General features: G+C 73.1%; 15 protein-coding genes. 3 read left to right on the top strand and 12 right to left on the bottom strand.

Annotated features, from left to right (window positions below; genetic code table 11):
* Positions 1–117: 117 nt before the first annotated feature.
* The 5 genes from O7615_RS16005 to tmk form a co-directional block, all read right to left on the bottom strand.
* Positions 118–822 (bottom strand): hypothetical protein, encoded by a 705-nt coding sequence (locus O7615_RS16005; protein WP_278178425.1) that lies wholly within the window; start codon positions 820–822, stop codon positions 118–120.
* Positions 822–1,127, bottom strand: coding sequence for a hypothetical protein (locus O7615_RS16000; protein WP_278178424.1), 306 nt, complete (start codon positions 1,125–1,127; stop codon positions 822–824). The genes O7615_RS16005 and O7615_RS16000 overlap by 1 nt, the downstream gene beginning before the upstream one ends.
* Position 1,128: 1 nt before the next feature.
* On the bottom strand, positions 1,129–1,458 hold the full coding sequence (locus O7615_RS15995) for a YbaB/EbfC family nucleoid-associated protein (protein ID WP_278178423.1): 330 nt from the start codon (positions 1,456–1,458) through the stop codon (positions 1,129–1,131).
* A 156-nt stretch (positions 1,459–1,614) separates the two neighbouring features.
* Complete coding sequence (locus tag O7615_RS15990) at positions 1,615–2,829, bottom strand: DNA polymerase III subunit delta' (RefSeq protein WP_278178422.1); 1,215 nt, start codon at positions 2,827–2,829, stop codon at positions 1,615–1,617.
* Positions 2,829–4,925: a dTMP kinase gene (tmk, locus tag O7615_RS15985; RefSeq protein ID WP_278182120.1), complete on the bottom strand. Its 2,097-nt coding sequence runs from the start codon at positions 4,923–4,925 to the stop codon at positions 2,829–2,831. Before tmk ends, O7615_RS15990 begins: the two co-directional genes overlap by 1 nt.
* A gap of 390 nt (positions 4,926–5,315) precedes the next feature.
* On the opposite strand from tmk, the gene O7615_RS15980 reads away from it, so the two are divergent.
* The gene (locus O7615_RS15980) at positions 5,316–6,524 is read left to right on the top strand and encodes an amino acid deaminase/aldolase (protein ID WP_278178421.1); all 1,209 of its coding nucleotides are present in this window, start codon (positions 5,316–5,318) and stop codon (positions 6,522–6,524) included.
* 94 nt (positions 6,525–6,618) lie between these two features.
* On the opposite strand, the gene O7615_RS15975 is transcribed toward O7615_RS15980, so the two are convergent.
* Positions 6,619–7,269 (bottom strand): TetR family transcriptional regulator, encoded by a 651-nt coding sequence (locus O7615_RS15975; RefSeq protein WP_278182119.1) that lies wholly within the window; start codon positions 7,267–7,269, stop codon positions 6,619–6,621.
* A 224-nt stretch (positions 7,270–7,493) separates the two neighbouring features.
* On the opposite strand from O7615_RS15975, the gene O7615_RS15970 reads away from it, so the two are divergent.
* Positions 7,494–8,810 carry a D-arabinono-1,4-lactone oxidase gene (locus O7615_RS15970; protein ID WP_278178420.1) on the top strand — a complete coding sequence of 439 codons (1,317 nt, stop codon included), beginning with the start codon at positions 7,494–7,496 and terminating at the stop codon, positions 8,808–8,810.
* A 40-nt stretch (positions 8,811–8,850) separates the two neighbouring features.
* Here the strand turns inward: O7615_RS15970 and topA are convergent, their stop codons facing one another.
* From topA to O7615_RS15940, 6 genes are all read right to left on the bottom strand, one after another.
* Entirely contained in the window at positions 8,851–11,646 is a 2,796-nt protein-coding gene (gene topA / locus O7615_RS15965; RefSeq protein ID WP_278178418.1) for a type I DNA topoisomerase, read from the bottom strand.
* A gap of 356 nt (positions 11,647–12,002) precedes the next feature.
* A complete protein-coding gene (locus tag O7615_RS15960) occupies positions 12,003–12,812 on the bottom strand; it encodes a hypothetical protein (protein ID WP_278178417.1) in 810 nt (269 codons plus the stop codon).
* On the bottom strand, positions 12,803–13,348 hold the full coding sequence (locus O7615_RS15955) for a hypothetical protein (protein WP_278178416.1): 546 nt from the start codon (positions 13,346–13,348) through the stop codon (positions 12,803–12,805). Before O7615_RS15955 ends, O7615_RS15960 begins: the two co-directional genes overlap by 10 nt.
* A 116-nt stretch (positions 13,349–13,464) precedes the next feature.
* Positions 13,465–15,843 carry a sodium-translocating pyrophosphatase gene (locus O7615_RS15950; RefSeq protein ID WP_278178414.1) on the bottom strand — a complete coding sequence of 793 codons (2,379 nt, stop codon included), beginning with the start codon at positions 15,841–15,843 and terminating at the stop codon, positions 13,465–13,467.
* Between the two features lie 396 nt (positions 15,844–16,239).
* Positions 16,240–16,674, bottom strand: coding sequence for an ATP-binding protein (locus O7615_RS15945; protein WP_278178413.1), 435 nt, complete (start codon positions 16,672–16,674; stop codon positions 16,240–16,242).
* Positions 16,674–17,015 (bottom strand): STAS domain-containing protein, encoded by a 342-nt coding sequence (locus O7615_RS15940; protein ID WP_278178412.1) that lies wholly within the window; start codon positions 17,013–17,015, stop codon positions 16,674–16,676. Before O7615_RS15940 ends, O7615_RS15945 begins: the two co-directional genes overlap by 1 nt.
* 140 nt (positions 17,016–17,155) lie before the next feature.
* Here O7615_RS15940 and O7615_RS15935 point away from each other — a divergent pair, with 140 nt between their 5' ends.
* Positions 17,156–19,747 (top strand): DEAD/DEAH box helicase, encoded by a 2,592-nt coding sequence (locus O7615_RS15935; protein ID WP_278178411.1) that lies wholly within the window; start codon positions 17,156–17,158, stop codon positions 19,745–19,747.
* Positions 19,748–19,827: the final 80 nt, after the last annotated feature.

Here is a 19,827-nt window from a genome sequence, read left to right as displayed (position 1 = left end):
AGGCCGACGGCGTTGAGTGGGTGCAGACCTGCGGGGGGTGCAGGGAAGGTCACGGCGCCGCCGACGGGCCGCCCACCGGGTGCCCGCGAGCGGCGCCGTGCGCCCGTTGCGGAGGCGTCACCAGCCAACCCGGGTCGTCCGGCCGTCCGCCAGGCCACCACCGGCGTCCGGGCGGAAGCGGGCGCCGGCCGGCCGCCACGGGGACTCGGCCAGGCTCGGGGACCACTGCCGCAGCAGCGTCTCCGCCCCGTCGTACGCGACACAGAGCACCGCCAGCACCCGAACGGCGATCTCGGCGGCGGCGGTCCCACCCGACGAGGACGGCCCGGCATCCGTCGCCATCCTGCCGGTCGAGGTGGCCGCGACGACGGCCACCGCCTCGGCCGAGCCGACCACCTCGGCCAGTGCCCGGGCCACGGCCAGCCGGCTGCCCTCCACCCAGTCGGCGAGCGCGTCGGCGTAGCCGGCGGTGGCCTCCAGCCGCCCGACCAGGCTCTCGGGCCCCTCGTCCAGATGGCGCAGCAGCGCCGACCGGGACTGCCCGTACGCCGAGGCCGCCGACCCGGACCAGAGCACCGGGTCGGTCAGCGCGGCACAGGCGTGGTCGTACCCGTGCACGTGCCGGCGCACCGCGTGCCCGGCGGTGGCCAGCGGCGCCGGTCGCAGGTCCAGGAAACTGCCCAGCGCGTCGCCGGGCAGCACCTGCATCCGGCGCAGCAGCGGCCAGACCCGGTGCCCCTCGGGAGCGCCGGCGGCGAGCAGGGTGTCGACCCGGCGCAGCAGGTCGAGGCCGGGCTCGGCGAGCCGGTCCAGGGCGTCCATCACGCCTCACCGGTCAGCCGGCGGGAGACGGCGGTGTCGGTGTCCGAGTAACGGTCGGCGGCCTCCCGCAGCGCGGCGGCCACCGAGGCCACCTGGGCGGCGGCCGCGTGCGCCTCCCGGGCCCGGTCACCGGTGGCGGTCACCCACTGCCGGTGCAGTGCCCGCCCGACCTCGCCCGGCCGCCCCGGTGCGTCGGCGCCGAAGGCCACCTGCGCCGGATCGGCGGCGGTGACCGAACGGGAGAGCGCGGTCAGCGTGGCGCTCGACTCGTCGAGGCGGCCGGCCAGAGCGCGGAGGCTGTCCATCTCAGGCCCCCGTCAGCGGTCGGTAGGCGGTGAACGTCTCGTTGTGTAGCTTCTCCCTCGCCCACTGGGCCGCGTCGGCGGCGGCGGTGACGGCGGCCCGTACGGAGTCGGCCACGTCGCGCGGCGCCCGGGCGTGCAAGGGGCCGAGGAAGCGCACGTCGGTGATCCGGCCACCGGCGGTGACCACCACCTCCACCAGGCCGTCCGGCGATCGGACGGTGACCTCGACCGTGGCCACGGCCTGGTCGAACTCGGCCTGGAGGGACTCGATCCGGCGGTAGCGCCGGACCGCTTCCTCGATCCACGCCTCGTCGATCTCACCCCGCGGCATCGCCGGACTCCTCCCGAACCACATCACTGTGCGTGCTGCCACCGTCACCACGGCACACGGACCGTACCGCACGTGAATTGCGCCTGTCGATGGCTGTGGATAACGGTCCGGGCTGCGGGACGGCTGCCGCCCTCGGCCGGACCGACGCGACGGTGGTCAGCCCTTCCAGAGGGCGAGCATCATCGCCTCGACGGCGATCCGGGGCTTGACGTTGGCCTCGATCGCCGTCCGACAGGCCAGCACCGCCTCCAGGCGCCGCAGCGCCCCCTCGGCCTGCCAACGGCTGGCGCCGGCCCCGGCCTGCTCCGCGGTGTCGGTGTGCACCGGCGCCACCGACGCACCCAGCGCCATGGTCAGCGCGTCCCGGTAGAAGCCGGCCAGGTCCACCAGGGCCCGGTCCAGCGCGTCCCGCTGGGCCCGGGTCGCCCGCGACTTCTGGCGCCGCTCCAGGTCCTTCAGCTGCCCGGCGACCCCCCGGGCCGCGCCGGCCGCCCCCCGGCCGGTCCCGCCCGCGCCGAGCGCGGTCTCCAGCGCCGCGCGCTCCGCGGCGTCGATCTCCACGACCGACGCCTCGGCCTCCGCCTCGGCCGCCTCGATCAGCGCCGATGCGGCGTCGAAGGCGGCACCCACCCCGGTCAACCGGCGCGGCACCGCGAGGACCGCCTCCCGCCGGGCCCGGGCCTGCGGATCGCGGGCCAGCCGCCGGGCCCGCCCCACGTGGCCCTGGGTGGCCGCCGCCGTCCACCGGGCCACGTCCGGAGCGATGCCGTCCCGGCGGACCAGCACCTCGGCCACCGCGTCGGCGGATGGCTGTCGCAGCGGTACGACCCGGCACCGCGACCGGATGGTCACCGAGATGTCGTCCGGGTGGGTGGAGGGCGCGCAGAGCAGGAAGACCGTACGCGGTGGCGGTTCCTCCACCGCCTTGAGCAGCGCGTTGCCGGCCGCCTCGGTCAGCCGGTCGGCGTCTTCGATGATCACGACCTGCCAGCGCCCGCCGGACGGGGTGCTGGCCGCCCGGAGCACCAGGGCCCGCATCTCGTTCACGCCGATGGAGAGCCCTTCGGGGACCACCAGCCGTACGTCGGCGTGGGTACCGGCGAGCGTGGTGTGGCAGCCCGGACACTGGCCACAGCCGATGCCCTGCCCGCACTGGAGCGCGGCGGCGAAGGCGCGTGCCGCGACCGACCGGCCCGAGCCGGGCGGGCCGGTGAAGATCCACGCGTGGGTCATCCCCCCACCCGGGTCACTGCCGCCCCCCGCCTCCGGCTCACCGGCGGCGCGCAGCACGGCGGCGGCAGCCGCGGCCGCCCGGCGCAGCGTGTCCACCGCCTCGTCCTGCCCGACCAGGTCGGCGAAGGCGTCCGGCATCAGGTCCGCTCCGTCGTCACCAGCTCCGACGGGGATAACTCGGGCTGCACCGAGGTGTCCGGACCGTGCGCCGGGCCCGGGTGCTCGATCCCACCGGGGCTGCCGAGCAACTCCTCCACCCGGCGGGTGACCTGCTCGGCGATCTCCTCGACCGGGCTGGCGGCGTCGAGCACCAGGTAGCGCTTCGGGTCGGCGGCGGCGAGGTCGAGGAAGGCGTAGCGGACGCGCTCGTGGAAGGCGACCGACTCGGCCTCCAGCCGGTCGACGGTCTCGCTCCGCGCGGCGACCCGGGACAGCCCGGTGCGCGGGTCGATGTCGAGCAGCACCACCAGGTCGGGCTTGAGCCCACCGGTGGCCCAGGAGGAGAGCCAGGAGACCTCGTCGACCGGCAGCGTCCGACCGGCGCCCTGGTACGCCAGGGACGAGTCGACGTACCGGTCGCTGATCACCACGGCACCCCGGACCAGGGCGGGCCGGACCACGGTGGCCACGTGATGCGCCCGGTCGGCGGCGTAGAGCAGCGCCTCGGCACGTGGCGAGGGTGCCTCCCCGGCGGTGGTGTCCAGCACCAGCGACCTGATCCGGGCACCGATGCCGGTCGCGCCCGGCTCCCGGGTGACCACGACGTCGCGCCCCTGGCTCCGCAGCCGCTCGGCGAGTTCGCCGAGCTGGGTCGACTTGCCTGCGCCCTCGCCGCCCTCGAAGACCACGAAGAGCCCGGCCGAGACGAACGGCTCGGCCGGCATCAGCGGACGGCCCCGGATCGACCCCCACAGGTCGGCCAGGACCGGAACGCCCTTCTTGTCGTCCATCTGGCCGAAGGCGCTGATCCCGGCAAAGATCCCGGCCGCGCCGGCGGCGAGCAGCAGCAGTCGGGTGGAGGAGACGGAGATGCCGAGGTCGGCGATGGTCAGCGTGCGGGATCCACCGACGCCGGCGAGCAGACTGCCCAGCGCGATCGCCAGGATCAGCACCATCCGGGTGCCGATCTGCACCACGGCGAAGACCCGGCCGCGTACCTCGTCGGCGACCTCGCCGCCGAGCAGGGTGGTGCCGGAGAGGAAGGCCATCCCGGCGCCGGCCCCGACCAGGATCGCGCCGACCAGCGCCATGGACAGGTGGATGGCGAACGCCAGCGTCATCACCGAGGCGCTGGCCAGCACGATGCTCATGCCGAACCAGCGGCGCCGGGACATGTCGCGGACGATCATCGGTCCGAGCCCGATGCCGATCGACAGGCCGACGAAGATCGCACCGAACAGCAGGTAGAACGCGGCGTCACCGGCGCCGAGCGAGTCGGCGAAGAACCGGGCGGTGCCGATGACGACGCCGCCACCGGCGAAGGCGCCGAGGATGCCGAAGACCAGCCCCCGGACCAGCGGGGTCTGCCCGATGAACCGCCAGCCCTCGGTGAACTGGCGCAGCATGCTCTGCTCGGTGCGCTCCCGTTCGTCGGTCTGACCCTGGCTGATCTCCTTGATGCCGAAGGCCACCACCACGGCCGTGGCGAGCCGGGAGAACGCGTTGAACCAGAGCGCGAGCTGGGCCGGTTGGGCCCAGCTGGGGACCTCGCCGCCGGTGGCGCCCCGGACGATGCCGTCGAGCGACGAGAGCACGATCGCGGCGAAGACCGGGGTCAGGCCGTACGTGGTGATCAGGGTGAGCTGGTTCGCCGACTCCAGCCGGGCCCGCGGGATGAGGTTCGGTACCGCGGCTTCCTTGGCCGGGATCCAGAGCAGGGTGACCGTCTCGATCAGGAAGGTGGCGATCGCCGCCCAGCTGACCACCCGGGCACCGCTGGCGCCGGTCAGCGCGTACAGAGGGATGGACGCGAACAGCACGAAGCGCAGCACGTCACAGATGACCATCGTCCAGCGCCGGTCGAACCGGTCGGCGAGCACCCCGGCGACCGGGCCGAGCAGCAGCGCGGGCAGCAGCCGGACGGCGATCACACCACCGAAGGCCGCACCCTTGGCGGTGCTCCCCTCGACCTGGGCGGCGGCGAAGACGCTGGTGGCGAGCAGGCCGAGCCAGTCGCCGAAGGACGCCGCGCCGAGCACGATCCAGAGCCGGCGGAACGGCCGGATGCGCAACACCGAGCGGATCGCGCCGTATCCGGTCAGGTCGCGTTGGCCACCGGGCCCGCCCGACGGGCTCTGCGCCTCCGCCGTGCCGGGCTGACCCGCCGGCTCGCCGGGCTGATTCGCCGTCGGCCCGGGCCGGCCGGATGTGCCGGAAGCGTCGGCTGTCTGGTCCGCGGCCGGCGACACGCCGGACGACTCGCCGTTGAACTGGCTTTCGATGGCCGTACCTCCACGTGCCGGCCCATCGCTGGGCACCCCCGGTGGAACACTCTAGACCCGACAGGGACGTCTTCCCGTCGTGCACCGCCTGCTCGCCGAGCCTAGGCCGCCGTGGCCAGCCCGGCCCGCACGGGCAGACGCGAGGGCATTTCGCATTAACCGTTTCACAGTTAGCGTGCACACGTGGCCACCGACAGCGAAAAACTGCGCCACCGGCTGGACCGGGCGACCGCGCACCTCGACCCCCCGTACGCGGTGGTCGACCTCACCGCCTTCGACGCCAACGCCGCCGCGCTCGTCGACCGGGTCGGCGGCAAGCCGCTACGGGTCGCCAGCAAGTCGCTGCGCAGCCGCGATCTGATCGCCCGCGCGCTGGCCCGCCCCGGCTGGCACGCGGTGATGGCATTCACCCTGCCCGAGGCGATCTGGCTGGTAGGCACCGGGATCAGCGCCGACGTGCTGGTGGCGTACCCCACGGTCGATCGGGCCGCGCTGGCCAAACTGGGCGCCGACCCGGCGCTGGCCGAGGCGGTCACCCTGATGGTCGACGACCCGGATCAGCTGGACTTCTGCGACACGGTCGCGCCACCGGGTAACCGGTCCGAACTCCGGGTCTGCCTCGACCTGGACGCCTCCTGGCGGCTGCTGGGCGGGCGGGTGCACCTCGGCGTGCGCCGCTCACCGGTGCACAGCGCGCGGGCGGTCGGCCGGCTGGCCGCCACCGTCGCCGGCCGGCCCGGCTTCCGGCTGGTCGGGCTGATGTCGTACGAGGCGCAGATAGCCGGCTTCGGCGACGCACCGCCCGGGCGGGCGGCGCTCGGCACCGCGATCCGGCTGGCCCAGCGCGGGTCGTACCGCGAGCTGCTGGCCCGCCGGAGCGCGGCGGTGGCCGCCGTACGCGAGCACGCCGACCTGGAGTTCGTCAACGGCGGCGGCACCGGCAGTGTGGCCGCGACCGGCGCCGATCCCGCGGTAACCGAGGTCACCGCGGGATCAGGGCTGTACGGCCCGACGCTGTTCGACGCGTACCGCGCCTGGCGGCCGACCCCGGCAGCCTTCTTCGCCTGCGGCGTGGTCCGACGACCGGCACCCGACCTGGCCACCGTGCTCGGTGGTGGCTGGATCGCCTCCGGCTCGGCCGACCGCAGCCGGCTGCCCCGGCCGTGGTTGCCCGCCGGCCTCAAGCTGCTCGGCGCGGAGGGGGCCGGCGAGGTGCAGACGCCGCTGACCGGTACGCCGGCCGCCGCCCTGCGCGTCGGTGACCGGGTCTGGTTCCGCCACGCCAAGTCGGGCGAGCTGTGCGAACGGGTCAACGAGCTGCACCTGGTGGACGGCGACCACGTCGTGGCCACCGTGCCAACCTACCGGGGCGAGGGCCGCGCCTTCCTCTGACCGACTGAGCCTGCTCGCCGGCTGGGCCGTCTGACCGGTGCCAGGCGGGCTGCGCCGCCGGTCGGTGTCAGGCGGGCTGCGCTGCCGGTCGGTGTCAGGCGGGCTGCGCCGCCGGTTGGGCCTGCTCGGCGTCGGTGATCTGGTCGTCGGCCGGCTTCGCCGGCTGCACCACCGACCGGCGGCCGGCGTCGCCCCGCGCGTTCACCTGACGGTGCAGGTACTCGCGGATCAGCGCCTTCGCCTCGGTCAGCACCCGATCGTCGCCGTCCGGCTTGCGCCGGAACGCGAGCTTGATCAGGGCGTCGGCCGCCTCGACCGCGATCTCCAGGTGGAAGCGCAGGTCGGGCACGCCCGCCAGCCCGAACCGCTCGGAAAGCACCCGGGCAAGCTGGTCGGCGATCACGCCGTTGTTGTCGCGCTGCTCATCGAGCAGATGCAGGTCGACCACGTCGCCGAAGTGCAGGGTACGGAACCCGGGAACGGTGCGGTGCATCGTGATGTATTCATCGATCCCCGCGTCGACCCCGTCCCACCAGTGGGTCAGGTCGTCCGAGGCGAAGCGTTCATCGAGCCGCTGGAGGTAGGACTCCATCGTGCGCAGCGTCAACGCCTGCACGATCGCCCGCTTGTCCGGAAAGAACTGGTAGACCGACCCGATCGCCACCTCGGCCCGCTCGGCGAGCAGGGTGGTGGTCAGCCCCTCGTACCCCACCTCGTCGACGAGCTCGGCGCAGGCGTCCAGCATCCGCTGGACACGCGCGACACTACGACCCTGCACTGGCACACGACGCAGTGGCCCGGTCGTGGCGGCTGAAGTGGACACTCGCCACCCCCTCTCGACGGATGAACATATCTGCACGTCACGAGACCGTGACTACCGGTACAACGAGCGGACCTCGATTGCGGTGTTTACCAGGGACAACGTTCCTGATATGACTTCGGTTCATATTCGTGTAGAGGAGTGTGCCGATGGTCGCAGGCACCGCCGCCGAGGCAGCCGGCTGGTCCAACTGGGCCGGCAACCAGCACAGCGTGGCCACCGCCGTGCTGCGCCCGTCCTCGGTCGACGAGGCCGCCGACCAAGTCCGCCGCGCGGTCGAGGCCGGTGAGCGGATCCGCCCGGTCGGCAGCGGCCACTCCTTCACCCCCGTCGCGGTCGCCGACGGACAGCGGATGGACCTGACCCGACTCGCCATCGACGTACGCGTGGACGTCGATCGGCGTCTCGTCACGGTACCGGCGGGAATGACGCTCCGGGAGCTGAACGCCCTGCTCGCCGGTCACCGACTGGCGTTACCCAACCTCGGCGACATCGACGCACAGACTGTGGCCGGGGCGATCTCCACCGGCACCCACGGCACCGGGGCGGCACACGGCGGCCTGGCCACCTTCGTCGAGGCGTTGACCCTGGTCACCGGGGCCGGTGAGGTGCTGCGCTGCTCCGCCGAGAAGCACCCCGACGTGTTCGACGCGGCCCGCGTCTCGCTCGGCGCGCTCGGCGTGCTGGTCGAGGTGACGCTGCGGTGCGTGGACGCCTTCGTCCTGCGGGCACACGAGCGCCCGGCGTCGCTGGACTCCGTACTGGCGGAGCTGCCCGGCCTGGTCGACGCGCACGACCACGTCGAGTTCTTCTGGTTCCCGGGCACCAGCCGGGTGCAGCTCAAGACGAACGACCGGGTGGCCGTCGACGACCTGCCGCTGCCCCGCTGGCGCGGCTGGCTGGACGACGACTTCCTGGCCAACACGGTCTTCGCCGGGGCCTGCCGGCTCGGCCGTGCGGTGCCGGCCCTGGCGCCGGGGATCAGCGCGTTCTCCGCGCGGGCACTCGGCGAGCGTCGCTACACCGGCCGCTCCGACGCCGTCTTCTGCAGCCCGCGCCGGGTCCGTTTCCTGGAGATGGAGTACGCGCTGCCGCGCGAAGCCCTGGTCGACGCGCTCGACGCGCTGCGCCGGATCGTCCACGGGCTGCCGTTCGCGGTGCTCTTCCCGGTCGAGGTGCGGTTCAGCGCCGCCGACGGGATCTGGCTGTCGCCCGCCCACGGGCGCGAGTCGGCGTACGTCGCCGTGCACCAGTACGTCGGCATGCCGTACGAGCCGTACTTCCGGGCCTTCGAGGAGGTGGCGATGGGGCTGGGCGGCCGGCCGCACTGGGGCAAGCTGCACTGGCGCGATGCCGGGTCACTCGCCCCCGCCTACCCCCGCTGGCACGACTTCCAAGCCCTCCGCACCCACCTGGACCCGCACCACACCCTCACCACCCCCTACCTATCCACCCTCCTCGGCTGACGCCCCGCGCCCGCGCCCCGCCGTACCAAGATCGGGAGGGTCAGTCGGTGGTGGGGGCGGTGGTGGTCTTCTTGGCCGGGGTGGACTTGGCGGCGGCCGTCTTCTTCGTTGCCTTCGTCGCCTTGGCCGGGGTCTTCTTGGCGGCGGCTTTCTTCGCGGGGGCCTTCTTGGCGGGGGCCTTCTTCGGTGCCGGGCCCTTTGCCCGCTTCTCGGCGAGCATCTCCGAGGCTTCCTCCAGGGTCAGCGCCTCGGGCGTCTGGCCGCGTCGCAGGGAGGCGTTGGTCTCCCCGTCGGTGACGTACGGGCCGAACCGGCCATCCTTGATGACCAGGGGCTTCTCCGTCAGCGGGTCGGCGCCCATCTCCCGCAGCGGCGGGGCGGCGGCCCGGCGCTGGCGGGTCTTCGGGGCGGCCAGCAGCGCCAGCGCCTCGTCCAGCGTGACGGTGAACATCTTGTCTTCCGAGTCCAGCGAACGGAACTCGTCACCACGCTTGACGTAGGGGCCGTAGCGGCCGTTGTTGGCGAACACCTCGGCGCCGTCCGGGCCCACCCCCACCAGCCGGGGCAGGCTGAGCAGCTTGAGCGCCTGGTCGAGGGTGAGCGAGTCCGGCGACTGCGAGCGCAGCAGCGAGGACTTGCGCTCGCCGCTGGCCACGTACGGGCCGAATCGGCCGGACTTGAGCAGGATCGGCTCCCCGGTCGCCGGGTCGTCGCCCAGCTTGCGTTCGCCCGCGCCGCCGAGGAACAGCTCGCGTACCTTCTCCGGGGTCAGCTCGTCCGGTGCCAACCCCTCCGGGATCGGCGCCCGGTCGCCCGGGGTGGCACCCTCCTCGCCCTCCGCGGCGGGTGCCTGCTCCTCGCCGGGCACCCCGCGTTGCAGGTACGGCCCGTACCGGCCGACCCGCACCACCACCTCACGCCCCTCGTCGTCGGTGTGCAGCGGGATCGAGTTGACGCTGCGCGCGTCGATGTCGCTGAGGTTCTCGGTGACCAGCTTCTTCAGCCCGCCGGAACGGGCGATGTCCTGGTCGCCGGCACCGTTGGTGGTGCCGAAGTAGAAGGCGGTGAGGAAGTCGACCGCCGCGTGGTCGCCGCCGGCGATCTCGTCCAGCTCGTTCTCCATGCTGGCGGTGAAGTCGTAGTCGATCAGGCGCGGGTAGTGCCGCTCCATCAGCCCGATCACCGCGAACGCCAGGAACGACGGGATCATCGCCTGGCCGCGCTTGAAGACGTACCCCCGGTCCTGGATGGTCTGCATGATCGACGCGTACGTGGAGGGACGGCCGATGCCCAGCTCCTCCAGCGCCTTGACCAGCGACGCCTCCGTGTAGCGGGCCGGCGGCTGGGTGTGGTGGCCCTGGGCCGCCAGTTCCTCGGCGGTCAGCGGCTGGTCCTTCACCAGGTTCGGCAGCCGGCGCTCGGCGTCCTCGGCCTCGGCGTTCTCGTCGTCGCTGGACTCGACGTACGCGCGCAGGAAGCCCGGGTCGGTGATGGTCTTGCCGGTGGCGCCGAAGTCGGCCTCCTCCCCGGCGGTGGTGGTCGCCCGGATCCGCACCGAGACGCTGGAGCCGACCGCGTCGGTCATCTGCGAGGCGATGGTGCGCCGCCAGATCAGCTCGTAGAGCTTGAACTCCTCGGCGGACAGCTCCTTGGCCACCTCACCCGGGGTGCGGAAGTTGTCCCCCGCCGGGCGGATCGCCTCGTGCGCCTCCTGCGCGTTCTTCACCTTGCCGGTGTAGCGGCGCGGCTCCGGCGGCACGCTGCGCTCGCCGTACAGCTCGACGATCTGCCGGCGGGCCGCGGCGATGGCGGTCTCCGACAGGTTCACCGAGTCGGTACGCATGTAGGTGATGTAGCCGTTCTCGTAGAGCCGCTGCGCGGTGCGCATCGTCTGCTGCGACGAGAACCGCAGCTTGCGGGCCGCCTCCTGCTGGAGCGTGGAGGTGATGAACGGCGCGTACGGGCGACGCCGGTAGGGCTTCTCCTCGACCCGGGTGACGGTGAACGGCCGCCCCTCCAGCCGGGCGGCGAGCCCCCGCGCGCCGCCCTCGTCGAGGTGCACCACGCCCGCCCCGGCGCGCACGCGACCGGTGGTCGGCTCGAAGTCCTTGCCGGTGGCGATCCGGTCGCCGTTCAGCGCGACCAGGGTGGCGTTGACGTTGCGCGGCCCCTCGCCCTGGTTCGTCACGGCGAGGGTGGCGAGGATGTCCCAGTACTCGGCGGTGCGGAAGGCCATCCGCTGCCGCTCCCGCTCGACCACGATCCGGGTCGCCACGGACTGCACCCGGCCCGCCGAGAGCCTCGGCATGACCTTCTTCCACAGCACCGGGGAGACCTCGTAGCCGTAGAGCCGGTCGAGGATGCGCCGCGCCTCCTGGGCGTCGACCAGGTCGCGGTCGATCTCCCGCGGGTTGGCCACCGCCGCCTGGATCGCCGGCTTGGTGATCTCGTGGAAGACCATCCGCCGGATCGGCACCTTCGGCTTGAGCGTCTCCACCAGGTGCCAGGCGATCGCCTCGCCCTCGCGGTCCTCGTCCGTGGCCAGGAAGATCTCGTCGACCTCCTTGGCGAGCTTGGTCAGCTTGCTGATCTGCTGCTTGCGGTCGGCGGAGACGACGTAGAGGGCGTGGAAGCCGTTGTCGACGTCGACACCGAGCCGCGCCCACGGTTCGCCCTTGTAGCGGGCGGGCACGTCGGCGGCGTTGCGGGGCAGGTCGCGGACGTGCCCGAAGCTGGCCTCCACGACGTACCCCGGGCCGAGGTAGCCTGAGATCGTCTTGGCCTTCGCCGGAGACTCGACGATGACCAGACGGGTGGTTCCAGCGTTGCTCGGCACGTCTGTTTCGACCCCACTCCCACTCAATGGCCGCATCTGGCCGCCTCCGGGCGCACTCGACCCACCGGTACCCGGCGTTCCGGATGTCCAACGTAACGCGCCGTCCGTGTTTCGGGTTTCGCGGGCGGCAATCCGCCCGGGACGAGCGGTGGTCACGCCGGACGGCGTCACCGTACACCCTGGGTAGGGTGTCAAGCGGGCCGCTGTGACCACGACAGCCCCTCGGTGTAGGTGGAACAGGGCCGATTCCCCGTGTGTTCCCCGACACCCGAGTGTCCCTGATCGGACAATGGGGCGGCCGCGTCGACCGGGGCGTCAGCGGCCCGGACCGGACGTCAGCGCGGCGTCAGCCGCGATCAACGCCGGACCGGCCAGGCCGCGGGCGGGGCCGCCGACGGGCGCTCACCGACCAGTTCGGCCAGCCGCATCGTCCGGCGGCGTCCCGCGATCCGGTACGCGGGTCCGCCGGAGCCGGGCTCGACCAGCTCGCCGGCCAGCCCGACCGCGGCCAGGGCGGCACCCACCGCCGCCCACCGCTGCGGATCGCTGCCGCCGAGGTGGAGCAGGAAGTCCGGTGGATCGCCCACCCCGGCTGCTCCGCCCGCGCCGGCCCCCCCGGCCGCTGCGAGCCAGAGACGCAGCCGCCGGCCGTCGAGTTGGAACCCGGGGGGCGGGTGCTGCGTCGGGCCGCGCAGCCAGGCCGCCGCGAGCGGCACGATCGTCCGGGTGTACGCGGTGCGCACCGCGTACCGCTGGGCCTCGGTGGCCGCCCAGGTGGCCCGGACACCCCGCTGGGCCAGCTCGCCGATGAGCACGTGCACCCGCCACGCGGCGTCCACCACCACCGTCAACCGGGCGGTGCCGCCCATCCGGTGGACCTCGCCCGGCCCGGCGAGCAGCCCGGCGAGGTCGGCCACGGAGGGGTCACCGGTCTCCGCACCGAAGAAGACCAGTTGCCGGTCGGCGGTAGCCGGGTCGGTCGGCCCCGCCGTGGGCTGCGCCGCAGGATCGTCGCCGGACACCGTCCCGGTCTCCGGGTCGGCGGCGGTGCTCCGTCGACCGGTCCCGCCGCGCCGGCGGGTCGCCGGTGCGGCCGCGGCGGGCGGCGGGAAGGCCACCGGCAGCGGTTGCACCGCCGGTGTCTCGCCGGAACCGCTCAGCGGCATTCGGGTACCTCGTCGAAGGCGCGCTTCAGTTCCTCGGAGTTGAGCTGGCTGGTGTCCAGCGCGCTCGCGTCGTACTCCTGCTGGAGGGTCTCCACCGCGGCCCGTACGCCGTCGTAGAAGGCGGTGGCCTCGCCGGTGCCCAGCCCGTCGATGGTGGTCCGCGCCCGGCCGTAGGCGTCCCGCATCGAGGCGAGCGAGGCCCGGAAGCCGGCGGAGACCTCCTCGCCGTGCTCGACCTCCGGCACCCCCGCCTGCTCCACCTTCCGCCGGGCGGTCTCGCTGGCCTCCTCGGCCCCACCGAAGAGCCGGACCAGGTTCTCCTTGGCCTGCGCCGGGGTGGTCTGCGCGGTCATCTGCTGGTCGGTGCTGCTGGTCAGCTTGCTGATCTCGGCCCGCCACGGGGTCAGCGCCGAGCACACCGACGCGGCCCAGGCCCGCGGGCTGGGGCCGCTGGACCCGCACGCGGCGGCCAGCAGGATCAGCGTGGCCAGGAGCACCGTGAGCTTTCCGGCGGCTGCCGCCCGGCACGTACGCATGCGTTGCAGCGTACGGCTTCTCCTGCTGGTCGGCACCGGCCGTGAGTGCCGGCTCCGGACAGGCGACCGGTCCCCGGCCAGCGGATCGCCGACCGGGGACCGGGGTGCCGTACGGGTCAGGCCTTGATCTCCTCCGGCCGCGGGTCCGCAGTGCCGGAGCCGCTGTCGGCGTCGTCGCCCATCGCGATGCTCTTGCGCTTGCTGAACACCACCGCCGCGACGACGATCAGCGTGGCCACCACCGCGATGGTGATCCGCAGGCCGACGTTGCGGTCCTCGCCCACGCTCCACGCCACCACGGCCGGCGCGATCAGCAGCGCCACCAGGTTCATCACCTTGAGCAGCGGGTTGATCGCCGGACCGGCGGTGTCCTTGAACGGGTCGCCGACCGTGTCGCCGATGACGGTCGCCGCATGCGCCTCGGAGCCCTTGCCGCCGTAGGCGCCGTCCTCGACCATCTTCTTGCTGTTGTCCCAGGCACCGCCGGAGTTGGCCAGGAAGACCGCCATCAGCGTGCCCGCCCCGATCGCGCCGGCCAGGTACGACGCCAGCGCGCCGGGCCCGAGGCCGAACCCGACCGCGATCGGCGCCAGGATCGCCAGCAGGCCGGGGGTCAGCAGCTCACGCTGCGCGTCCCGGGTGCAGATGTCGACGACCTTGCCGTACTCCGGCCGCTGGGTGCCGTCCATGATCCCGGGCAGCTCGCGGAACTGCCGGCGGACCTCCATCACCACGGCGCCCGCCGAGCGGGAGACCGCGTTGATCGCCAGGCCGGAGAAGAGGAACACCACCGCCGCGCCGATGATCAGGCCGACCAGGTTCTGCGGGTTGGCCACGTTCAGCGCGTTGAGGATCTCGCCACCGACGTCGGTCACCCCCGCGTCGGCGTACGCGAGGCGCAGCGTGTCGGTGTACGAGCCGAACAGCGCGGTCGCGGCCAGCACCGCCGTGGCGATCGCGATGCCCTTGGTGATCGCCTTGGTGGTGTTGCCCACCGCGTCCAGCTCGGTGAGGGTACGGGCGCCGTGCTCGTCGACGTCGCCGGACATCTCGGCCACGCCCTGGGCGTTGTCCGAAATCGGGCCGAAGGTGTCCATCGCGACGATCACGCCGACGGTGGTGAGCAGGCCGGTACCGGCCAGCGCCACGGCGAACAGCGAGAGGGTGATCGAGCCGCCGCCCAGCAGGAAGGCGCCGAAGACGCCGGCACCGATGAGCAGCGCCGAGTAGACCGCCGACTCGAGGCCGACGCTGATGCCGGCGAGGATGACGGTGGCCGGGCCGGTCTGGGAACTCTTGCCGATGTCCTGCACCGGCCGGCGGTTGGTCTCGGTGAAGTAGCCGGTCAGCGCCTGGATGGCGGCGGCCAGCACGATGCCGATGACGACCGCGCCGATGACCACGCCACGCGGGCCGAAGAGCGGATCCCCGCCGGTCACGTTGAGGGTGTCCCGCCAGTCGTCGCCGAGCTGCGCCGCCCAGGACGGCTGGAGGTAGGCGAAGGTGGCCACCGCGACCAGCACCGCCGAGATCAACGCGGAGAGGTAGAACGCCCGGTTGATCGCGGTCAGCCCGTTGCGGTCGGAGGCGCGCAGCCGGGTGATGAAGACGCCGATGATCGCGACCAGCACACCGATCGTGGAGATGATCAGCGGCAGCACCAGGCCGTCGGTGCCGAACGCGGCCCGGCCCAGGATCAGCGCCGCGACCAGGGTGACCGCGTACGACTCGAAGAGGTCGGCGGCCATGCCGGCGCAGTCGCCGACGTTGTCACCGACGTTGTCGGCGATGGTGGCGGCGTTGCGCGGGTCGTCCTCGGGGATGCCCTGCTCGACCTTGCCGACCAGGTCGGCGCCGACGTCCGCGGCCTTGGTGAAGATGCCGCCGCCGACCCGCATGAACATGGCCAGCAGCGCGGCGCCGAAGCCGAAGCCCTCCAGCACCGTCGGCGCGTCACCCCGGAAGATCAGCACCACCAGCGCGGCGCCGAAGAGGCCGAGACCGACGGTGAGGAAGCCGACCACCCCACCGGTACGGAAGGCGATCTTCATGGCCGACTCCCGGCCGCCTTCGCGTTCCCGGGCGGCGGCCGCCACCCGCAGGTTGGCCCGGGTGGCCAGCCACATGCCCGCGCCACCGATGAAGGCGCTGAACAGCGCGCCGACCACGAAGAAGAGCGAACGACCGATCTTCACCGCGGTCTCGCTGCCGTCGGTGTTGTGCACCGGAAGCAGGAACAGCAGCACCACGGCGATCACCACGAAGATCGCCAGGGTCCGGAACTGCCGGAACAGGTAGGCGGAGGCGCCCTCCTGCACGGCCCCGGAGATCTCCTGCATGTTGGTGGTGCCCTTGCCGGCGGCCAGCACCGTCTTCGTCAACGCGGCGGCGAAGGCGAGCGCGACCAGCGCGATCACCGCGGCGATGACGACGTACGTGACATTGGCTCCGGTGAGGGAGATCCCGCCGCCCTCGGCGGCCAAGGTGTCGGACATCTGTGTCCTCCTGTGCCGAACAACGCGCCGGCCGGTGGAGACGCACCGACCGGCGCCTGGATGCGAATTCGCAAGCGCGCGCCGACCCACCGTGGCGAACCGGTGACGGACGACCATCTGCGCTGGCTGCCCGGTGGATCACTTGCTGACAACCCGCGTACTCTAGCCCTCCGCCGTGTTCGAGGTCACACCGAGGTGGCGCCAGGTCTCGATGATCTTCGTCGCTGTGTTATGAACCGAAATCTGATATAGGGCCTGATCCATTCCGAAAGTCGCCGCATTCCCGGCCGGGGAATGCGGCGACGAAGGCCCGATCTCGGTTGTCGCGGCTCGGGTTGCCGCGCGGCCGGCGAGGCTCAGCGGGCCGGGCGCTCAACGGGCCGGGCCGGGCCGGGCTCAGCGGGCGACCGGCCAGACCATTCGCACCTCGGTGCCGATGCCGTCCTCGACGGGCCGGACCTGGAGATCTTCGACGAAGCCGGCGAGCAGGGCGAACCCGACACCGGTGGTCAGGTCGTCCTCGTTCAGCGACTCGTTGGCCAGTTGGTCGGCGTCGAGCGCGGCGAGCCCGATGCCCGCCTCGATCGGCGCCCGGTCCACCACCCGCACCGCGTACGCCCCGGAGTCGGACATCTCCACCAGCACCGGCTCGGCCAGGCCGTACTGGCGGTGCAGGGCGACCGCGCGGGTGCACGCCTCACCGATGGCCAGCCGCACCTCGTCGAGCAGATCCTCGCGGACCCCCGCGCGCCGGGCCACCGCGACGCCGACCAGGCGGGCGGTGCGCACGTGCACCGGAGCGGGCGAGAAGGAGAGCCGGACCGTGGCCATCACTGGCCGGCGCCGGTCGCCGCTTCGACCGTCGGATGCAGCGGAAAGACCTGGTCCAGCGCGGTGATCCGGAAGATCTTGAGCAGCGGCTCCTTGTCGCAGACCAGCGCGAAGGTGCCGTCGGCGGTGCGCAGCCGCTTGAGCGCGCCGACCAGCACGCCCAGCCCGGTCGAGTCGAGGAAGTCCACCCGGCCGAGGTCGACCACCACGTGGCGGGCCCCGCCGTCGATCAGTTCGAGGAGCCGCTCGCGCAGCCGGGGGGCGGTGTAGACGTCCACCTCACCGCCGACCTCGAGCACCGTGTGCTCGCCCACGGTACGGGTCGCCAGCGACAGCTCCATCGGTCCTCCTCGCACAGCCGTAAACTCTCTGGGCATCTAACCACTACCCCACGGTCCGGCTGACGACTCACCGGGACAGCTCCATCCGCACCCGGCACGTCGATTTCCCATTTCCGAACACCAGTGCGAGAGTGCAGGACGTGACCTCGGCAGCCAGCGTATCCACCGGCCGTGACGCCGAGCCGCCACCGGGCACCGCCCCAGCCGCCATCGCCCCGGCCGCCGTCACCGCGACGGGCGCCACCATCTCCCCGGGCGATCTGCTGCGCCGGCTGCGGCAACGGCACGCCGCCGACCCGATCACCCACGTCGAGCGGGTGCCGCCCCGCGCCGGGGTGCCGGCGCCGTGGCCACACTGGGCTCCGGAGGAGCTACGCGCGGCGTACGCCCGGCGCGGGGTGACGGCGCCGTGGCGGCACCAGACCGAGGCGGCCAACCTGGCGTACGACCACCGGCACGTGGTGGTGGCCACCGGCACCGCGTCCGGCAAGTCCCTGGCGTACCAACTTCCCGCGCTGGCCACGCTGCTCGCCGACCCCCGCGCCACGGTGCTCTATCTGGCGCCGACCAAGGCGCTCGCCGCCGACCAGTTGCGCGCCCTCGCCGCCCTGGAGATCGAGGGCGTACGCCCGGCCTGCTACGACGGCGACACTCCGCGCGCCGAACGGGAGTGGATCCGGCGGTACTCCCGGTTCGTGCTGACCAATCCCGACATGCTGCACCACGGCATCCTGCCCGGCCATGCCCAGTGGTCCGGTTTCCTGCGCCGGCTGGCGTACGTGGTGATCGACGAGTGCCACGTCTACCGGGGTGTGTTCGGCTCCCACGTCGCCCACGTGCTCCGCCGGCTGCGGCGGCAGTGCGCGCGGTACGGACGCGACGTTGGCCCGACGTTCGTGCTGGCCTCGGCGACCTCGGGCGACCCGGCCGCGGCGGCCGGCCGGCTGACCGGCCTGCCGGTGGCCGCCGTCACCGAGGACACCTCGCCACGGGCCGGGGTGACCTTCGCGCTGTGGGAGCCACCGCTGCTGCCCCCCGATGCCGCCGCACCCTCCCCGACCCGCTCGTCCGCCCCCTCGCCGGCTCCCGAAACCCCGGCTTCCGGCGCCCCGACCCCCGGCAGCCCAACCTCCGATGGCCCCGCTTCCAGTGGTCCGACCTCCGGCGGCCCGGTTTCCGGCGGTTCGGCCTCCGGTGGTCCGACCGCTGGTGGCCCGGTTGCCGGTAAGCCGGCGGACGGGGCTGATCTCACCCAGGTCCGCCGGTCGGCGCTGCGGGAGACCGCCGACCTGCTCGCCGACACCGTCGCCGCCGGCATACGCACGCTGGCCTTCGTCCGCTCCCGGCGCGGCGCCGAGGTGGTGGCGACCAGCGCCCGGCGCAGCCTCGACGAGGCGGTACCCGGGCTCGGCGGCCGGGTCGCCGCCTACCGGGGCGGCTACCTGCGCGAGGAACGCCGCGAGCTGGAACGCGCGCTGCTGCACGGCGACCTGCTGGGGCTGGCCTCGACCAACGCCCTGGAGCTGGGGGTCGACCTGATCGGCCTGGACGCGGTCGTGATCTGCGGGTACCCGGGCACCCGGGCGTCGTTGTGGCAGCAGGCCGGTCGCGCCGGGCGGTCCGGCCAGGAGGCTCTCGCGGTGCTGGTGGCCCGGGACGACCCCCTGGACACCTACCTGGTGCACCATCCGGAGGCGGTCTTCGGGGCACCGGTGGAGGCGACCGTGCTCGACCCGGCCAACGCGTACGTGCTCGGTCCGCAGCTGGCCTGCGCGGCGGCCGAGGCGCCGCTGACCGCAGCCGACCTGGAACTCTTCGGTGCCGGCGCCAAGGAGGCCGTCCAGGCGCTGGTCGAGGCGGGTGCGTTGCGGCAGCGGCCGACCGGCTGGTACTGGCGGCACCGGGAACGGCCCGAGGTCGACCTGCGCGGCGAGGGTGGTGCCCCGGTCTGTGTGGTGGAGGCGGCGACCGGCCGGCTGCTCGGCACGGTCGACGGCGGTTCGTCGCACTTCCTGCTGCACACCGGCGCGGTCTACCTGCACCAGGGAGTGTCGTACGTGGTCGACTCGCTCGATCTCGACGACGGGTGCGCGCTGGTACGCCCCGAGGAGCCGGACTGGTCCACCCATGCCCGAGACGTCACCTCGCTGTCGGTGGTGTCGGTGCGGTCGTACGTCGACGCCGGCCCGGTCGGGCTCTTCCTGGGCGAGGTGGACGTGACCAGCCAGGTGGTGTCCTACCAGCGGCGGCGGATCGCCACCGGCGAGGTGATCGACACCCGCCCGCTGGACCTGCCGGCGCGCGACCTGCGTACCGTCGCGGTCTGGTTCACCCTCTCCCCCGAGTCACTGGCCGCTGCCGGGGTGGATCCGGCCGACGTGCCGGGTGCGCTGCACGCCGCCGAACACGCCGCGATCGGCCTGCTGCCGCTGGTCGCCACCTGCGACCGGTGGGACATCGGCGGCCTGTCCACGGCGGTGCATCAGGACACCGAGGCGCCGACCGTGTTCGTCTACGACGGCCACCCCGGCGGTGCCGGCTTCGCGGAGCGGGCGTACGGCATGGCGGCGTCCTGGCTGCGCGCCACCCGCGATGCGATCGCCGAGTGTGGCTGCGAGGGCGGCTGCCCGTCCTGCGTGCAGTCGCCCAAGTGCGGTAACGGCAACAATCCACTGTCCAAGCCGGACGCGATCCGGGTGCTCGACGTGGTACTCACCAACCTGCCGGAATGATCCATGGGGGTGTGTAATCCATGGCTCTCGGGCAATGATGGTGGGAGCGCTTCCATCGAGCGCCATGCCTGCCGTCCGTT

Source organism: Micromonospora sp. WMMD1082 (genome assembly GCF_029626175.1).
Taxonomy (GTDB): domain Bacteria; phylum Actinomycetota; class Actinomycetes; order Mycobacteriales; family Micromonosporaceae; genus Micromonospora.
Note: the sequence above shows the minus strand (reverse complement) of the source record. Positions and strands in the feature narration are given on the sequence as shown.

Bases quoted from the DNA above. Each gene is read 5' to 3' on its own strand.
- O7615_RS16005 (WP_278178425.1), bottom strand. From the start codon at position 822: ATGGACGCCCTGGACCGGCTCGCCGAGCCCGGCCTCGACCTGCTGCGC.
- O7615_RS16000 (WP_278178424.1), bottom strand. From the start codon at position 1,127: ATGGACAGCCTCCGCGCTCTGGCCGGCCGCCTCGACGAGTCGAGCGCC.
- O7615_RS15995 (WP_278178423.1), bottom strand. From the start codon at position 1,458: ATGCCGCGGGGTGAGATCGACGAGGCGTGGATCGAGGAAGCGGTCCGG.
- O7615_RS15990 (WP_278178422.1), bottom strand. From the start codon at position 2,829: ATGCCGGACGCCTTCGCCGACCTGGTCGGGCAGGACGAGGCGGTGGAC.
- O7615_RS15975 (WP_278182119.1), bottom strand. From the start codon at position 7,269: ATGCTGGACGCCTGCGCCGAGCTCGTCGACGAGGTGGGGTACGAGGGG.
- O7615_RS15970 (WP_278178420.1), top strand. From the start codon at position 7,494: ATGGTCGCAGGCACCGCCGCCGAGGCAGCCGGCTGGTCCAACTGGGCC.
- O7615_RS15960 (WP_278178417.1), bottom strand. From the start codon at position 12,812: ATGCCGCTGAGCGGTTCCGGCGAGACACCGGCGGTGCAACCGCTGCCG.
- O7615_RS15955 (WP_278178416.1), bottom strand. From the start codon at position 13,348: ATGCGTACGTGCCGGGCGGCAGCCGCCGGAAAGCTCACGGTGCTCCTG.
- O7615_RS15950 (WP_278178414.1), bottom strand. From the start codon at position 15,843: ATGTCCGACACCTTGGCCGCCGAGGGCGGCGGGATCTCCCTCACCGGA.
- O7615_RS15945 (WP_278178413.1), bottom strand. From the start codon at position 16,674: ATGGCCACGGTCCGGCTCTCCTTCTCGCCCGCTCCGGTGCACGTGCGC.
- O7615_RS15940 (WP_278178412.1), bottom strand. From the start codon at position 17,015: ATGGAGCTGTCGCTGGCGACCCGTACCGTGGGCGAGCACACGGTGCTC.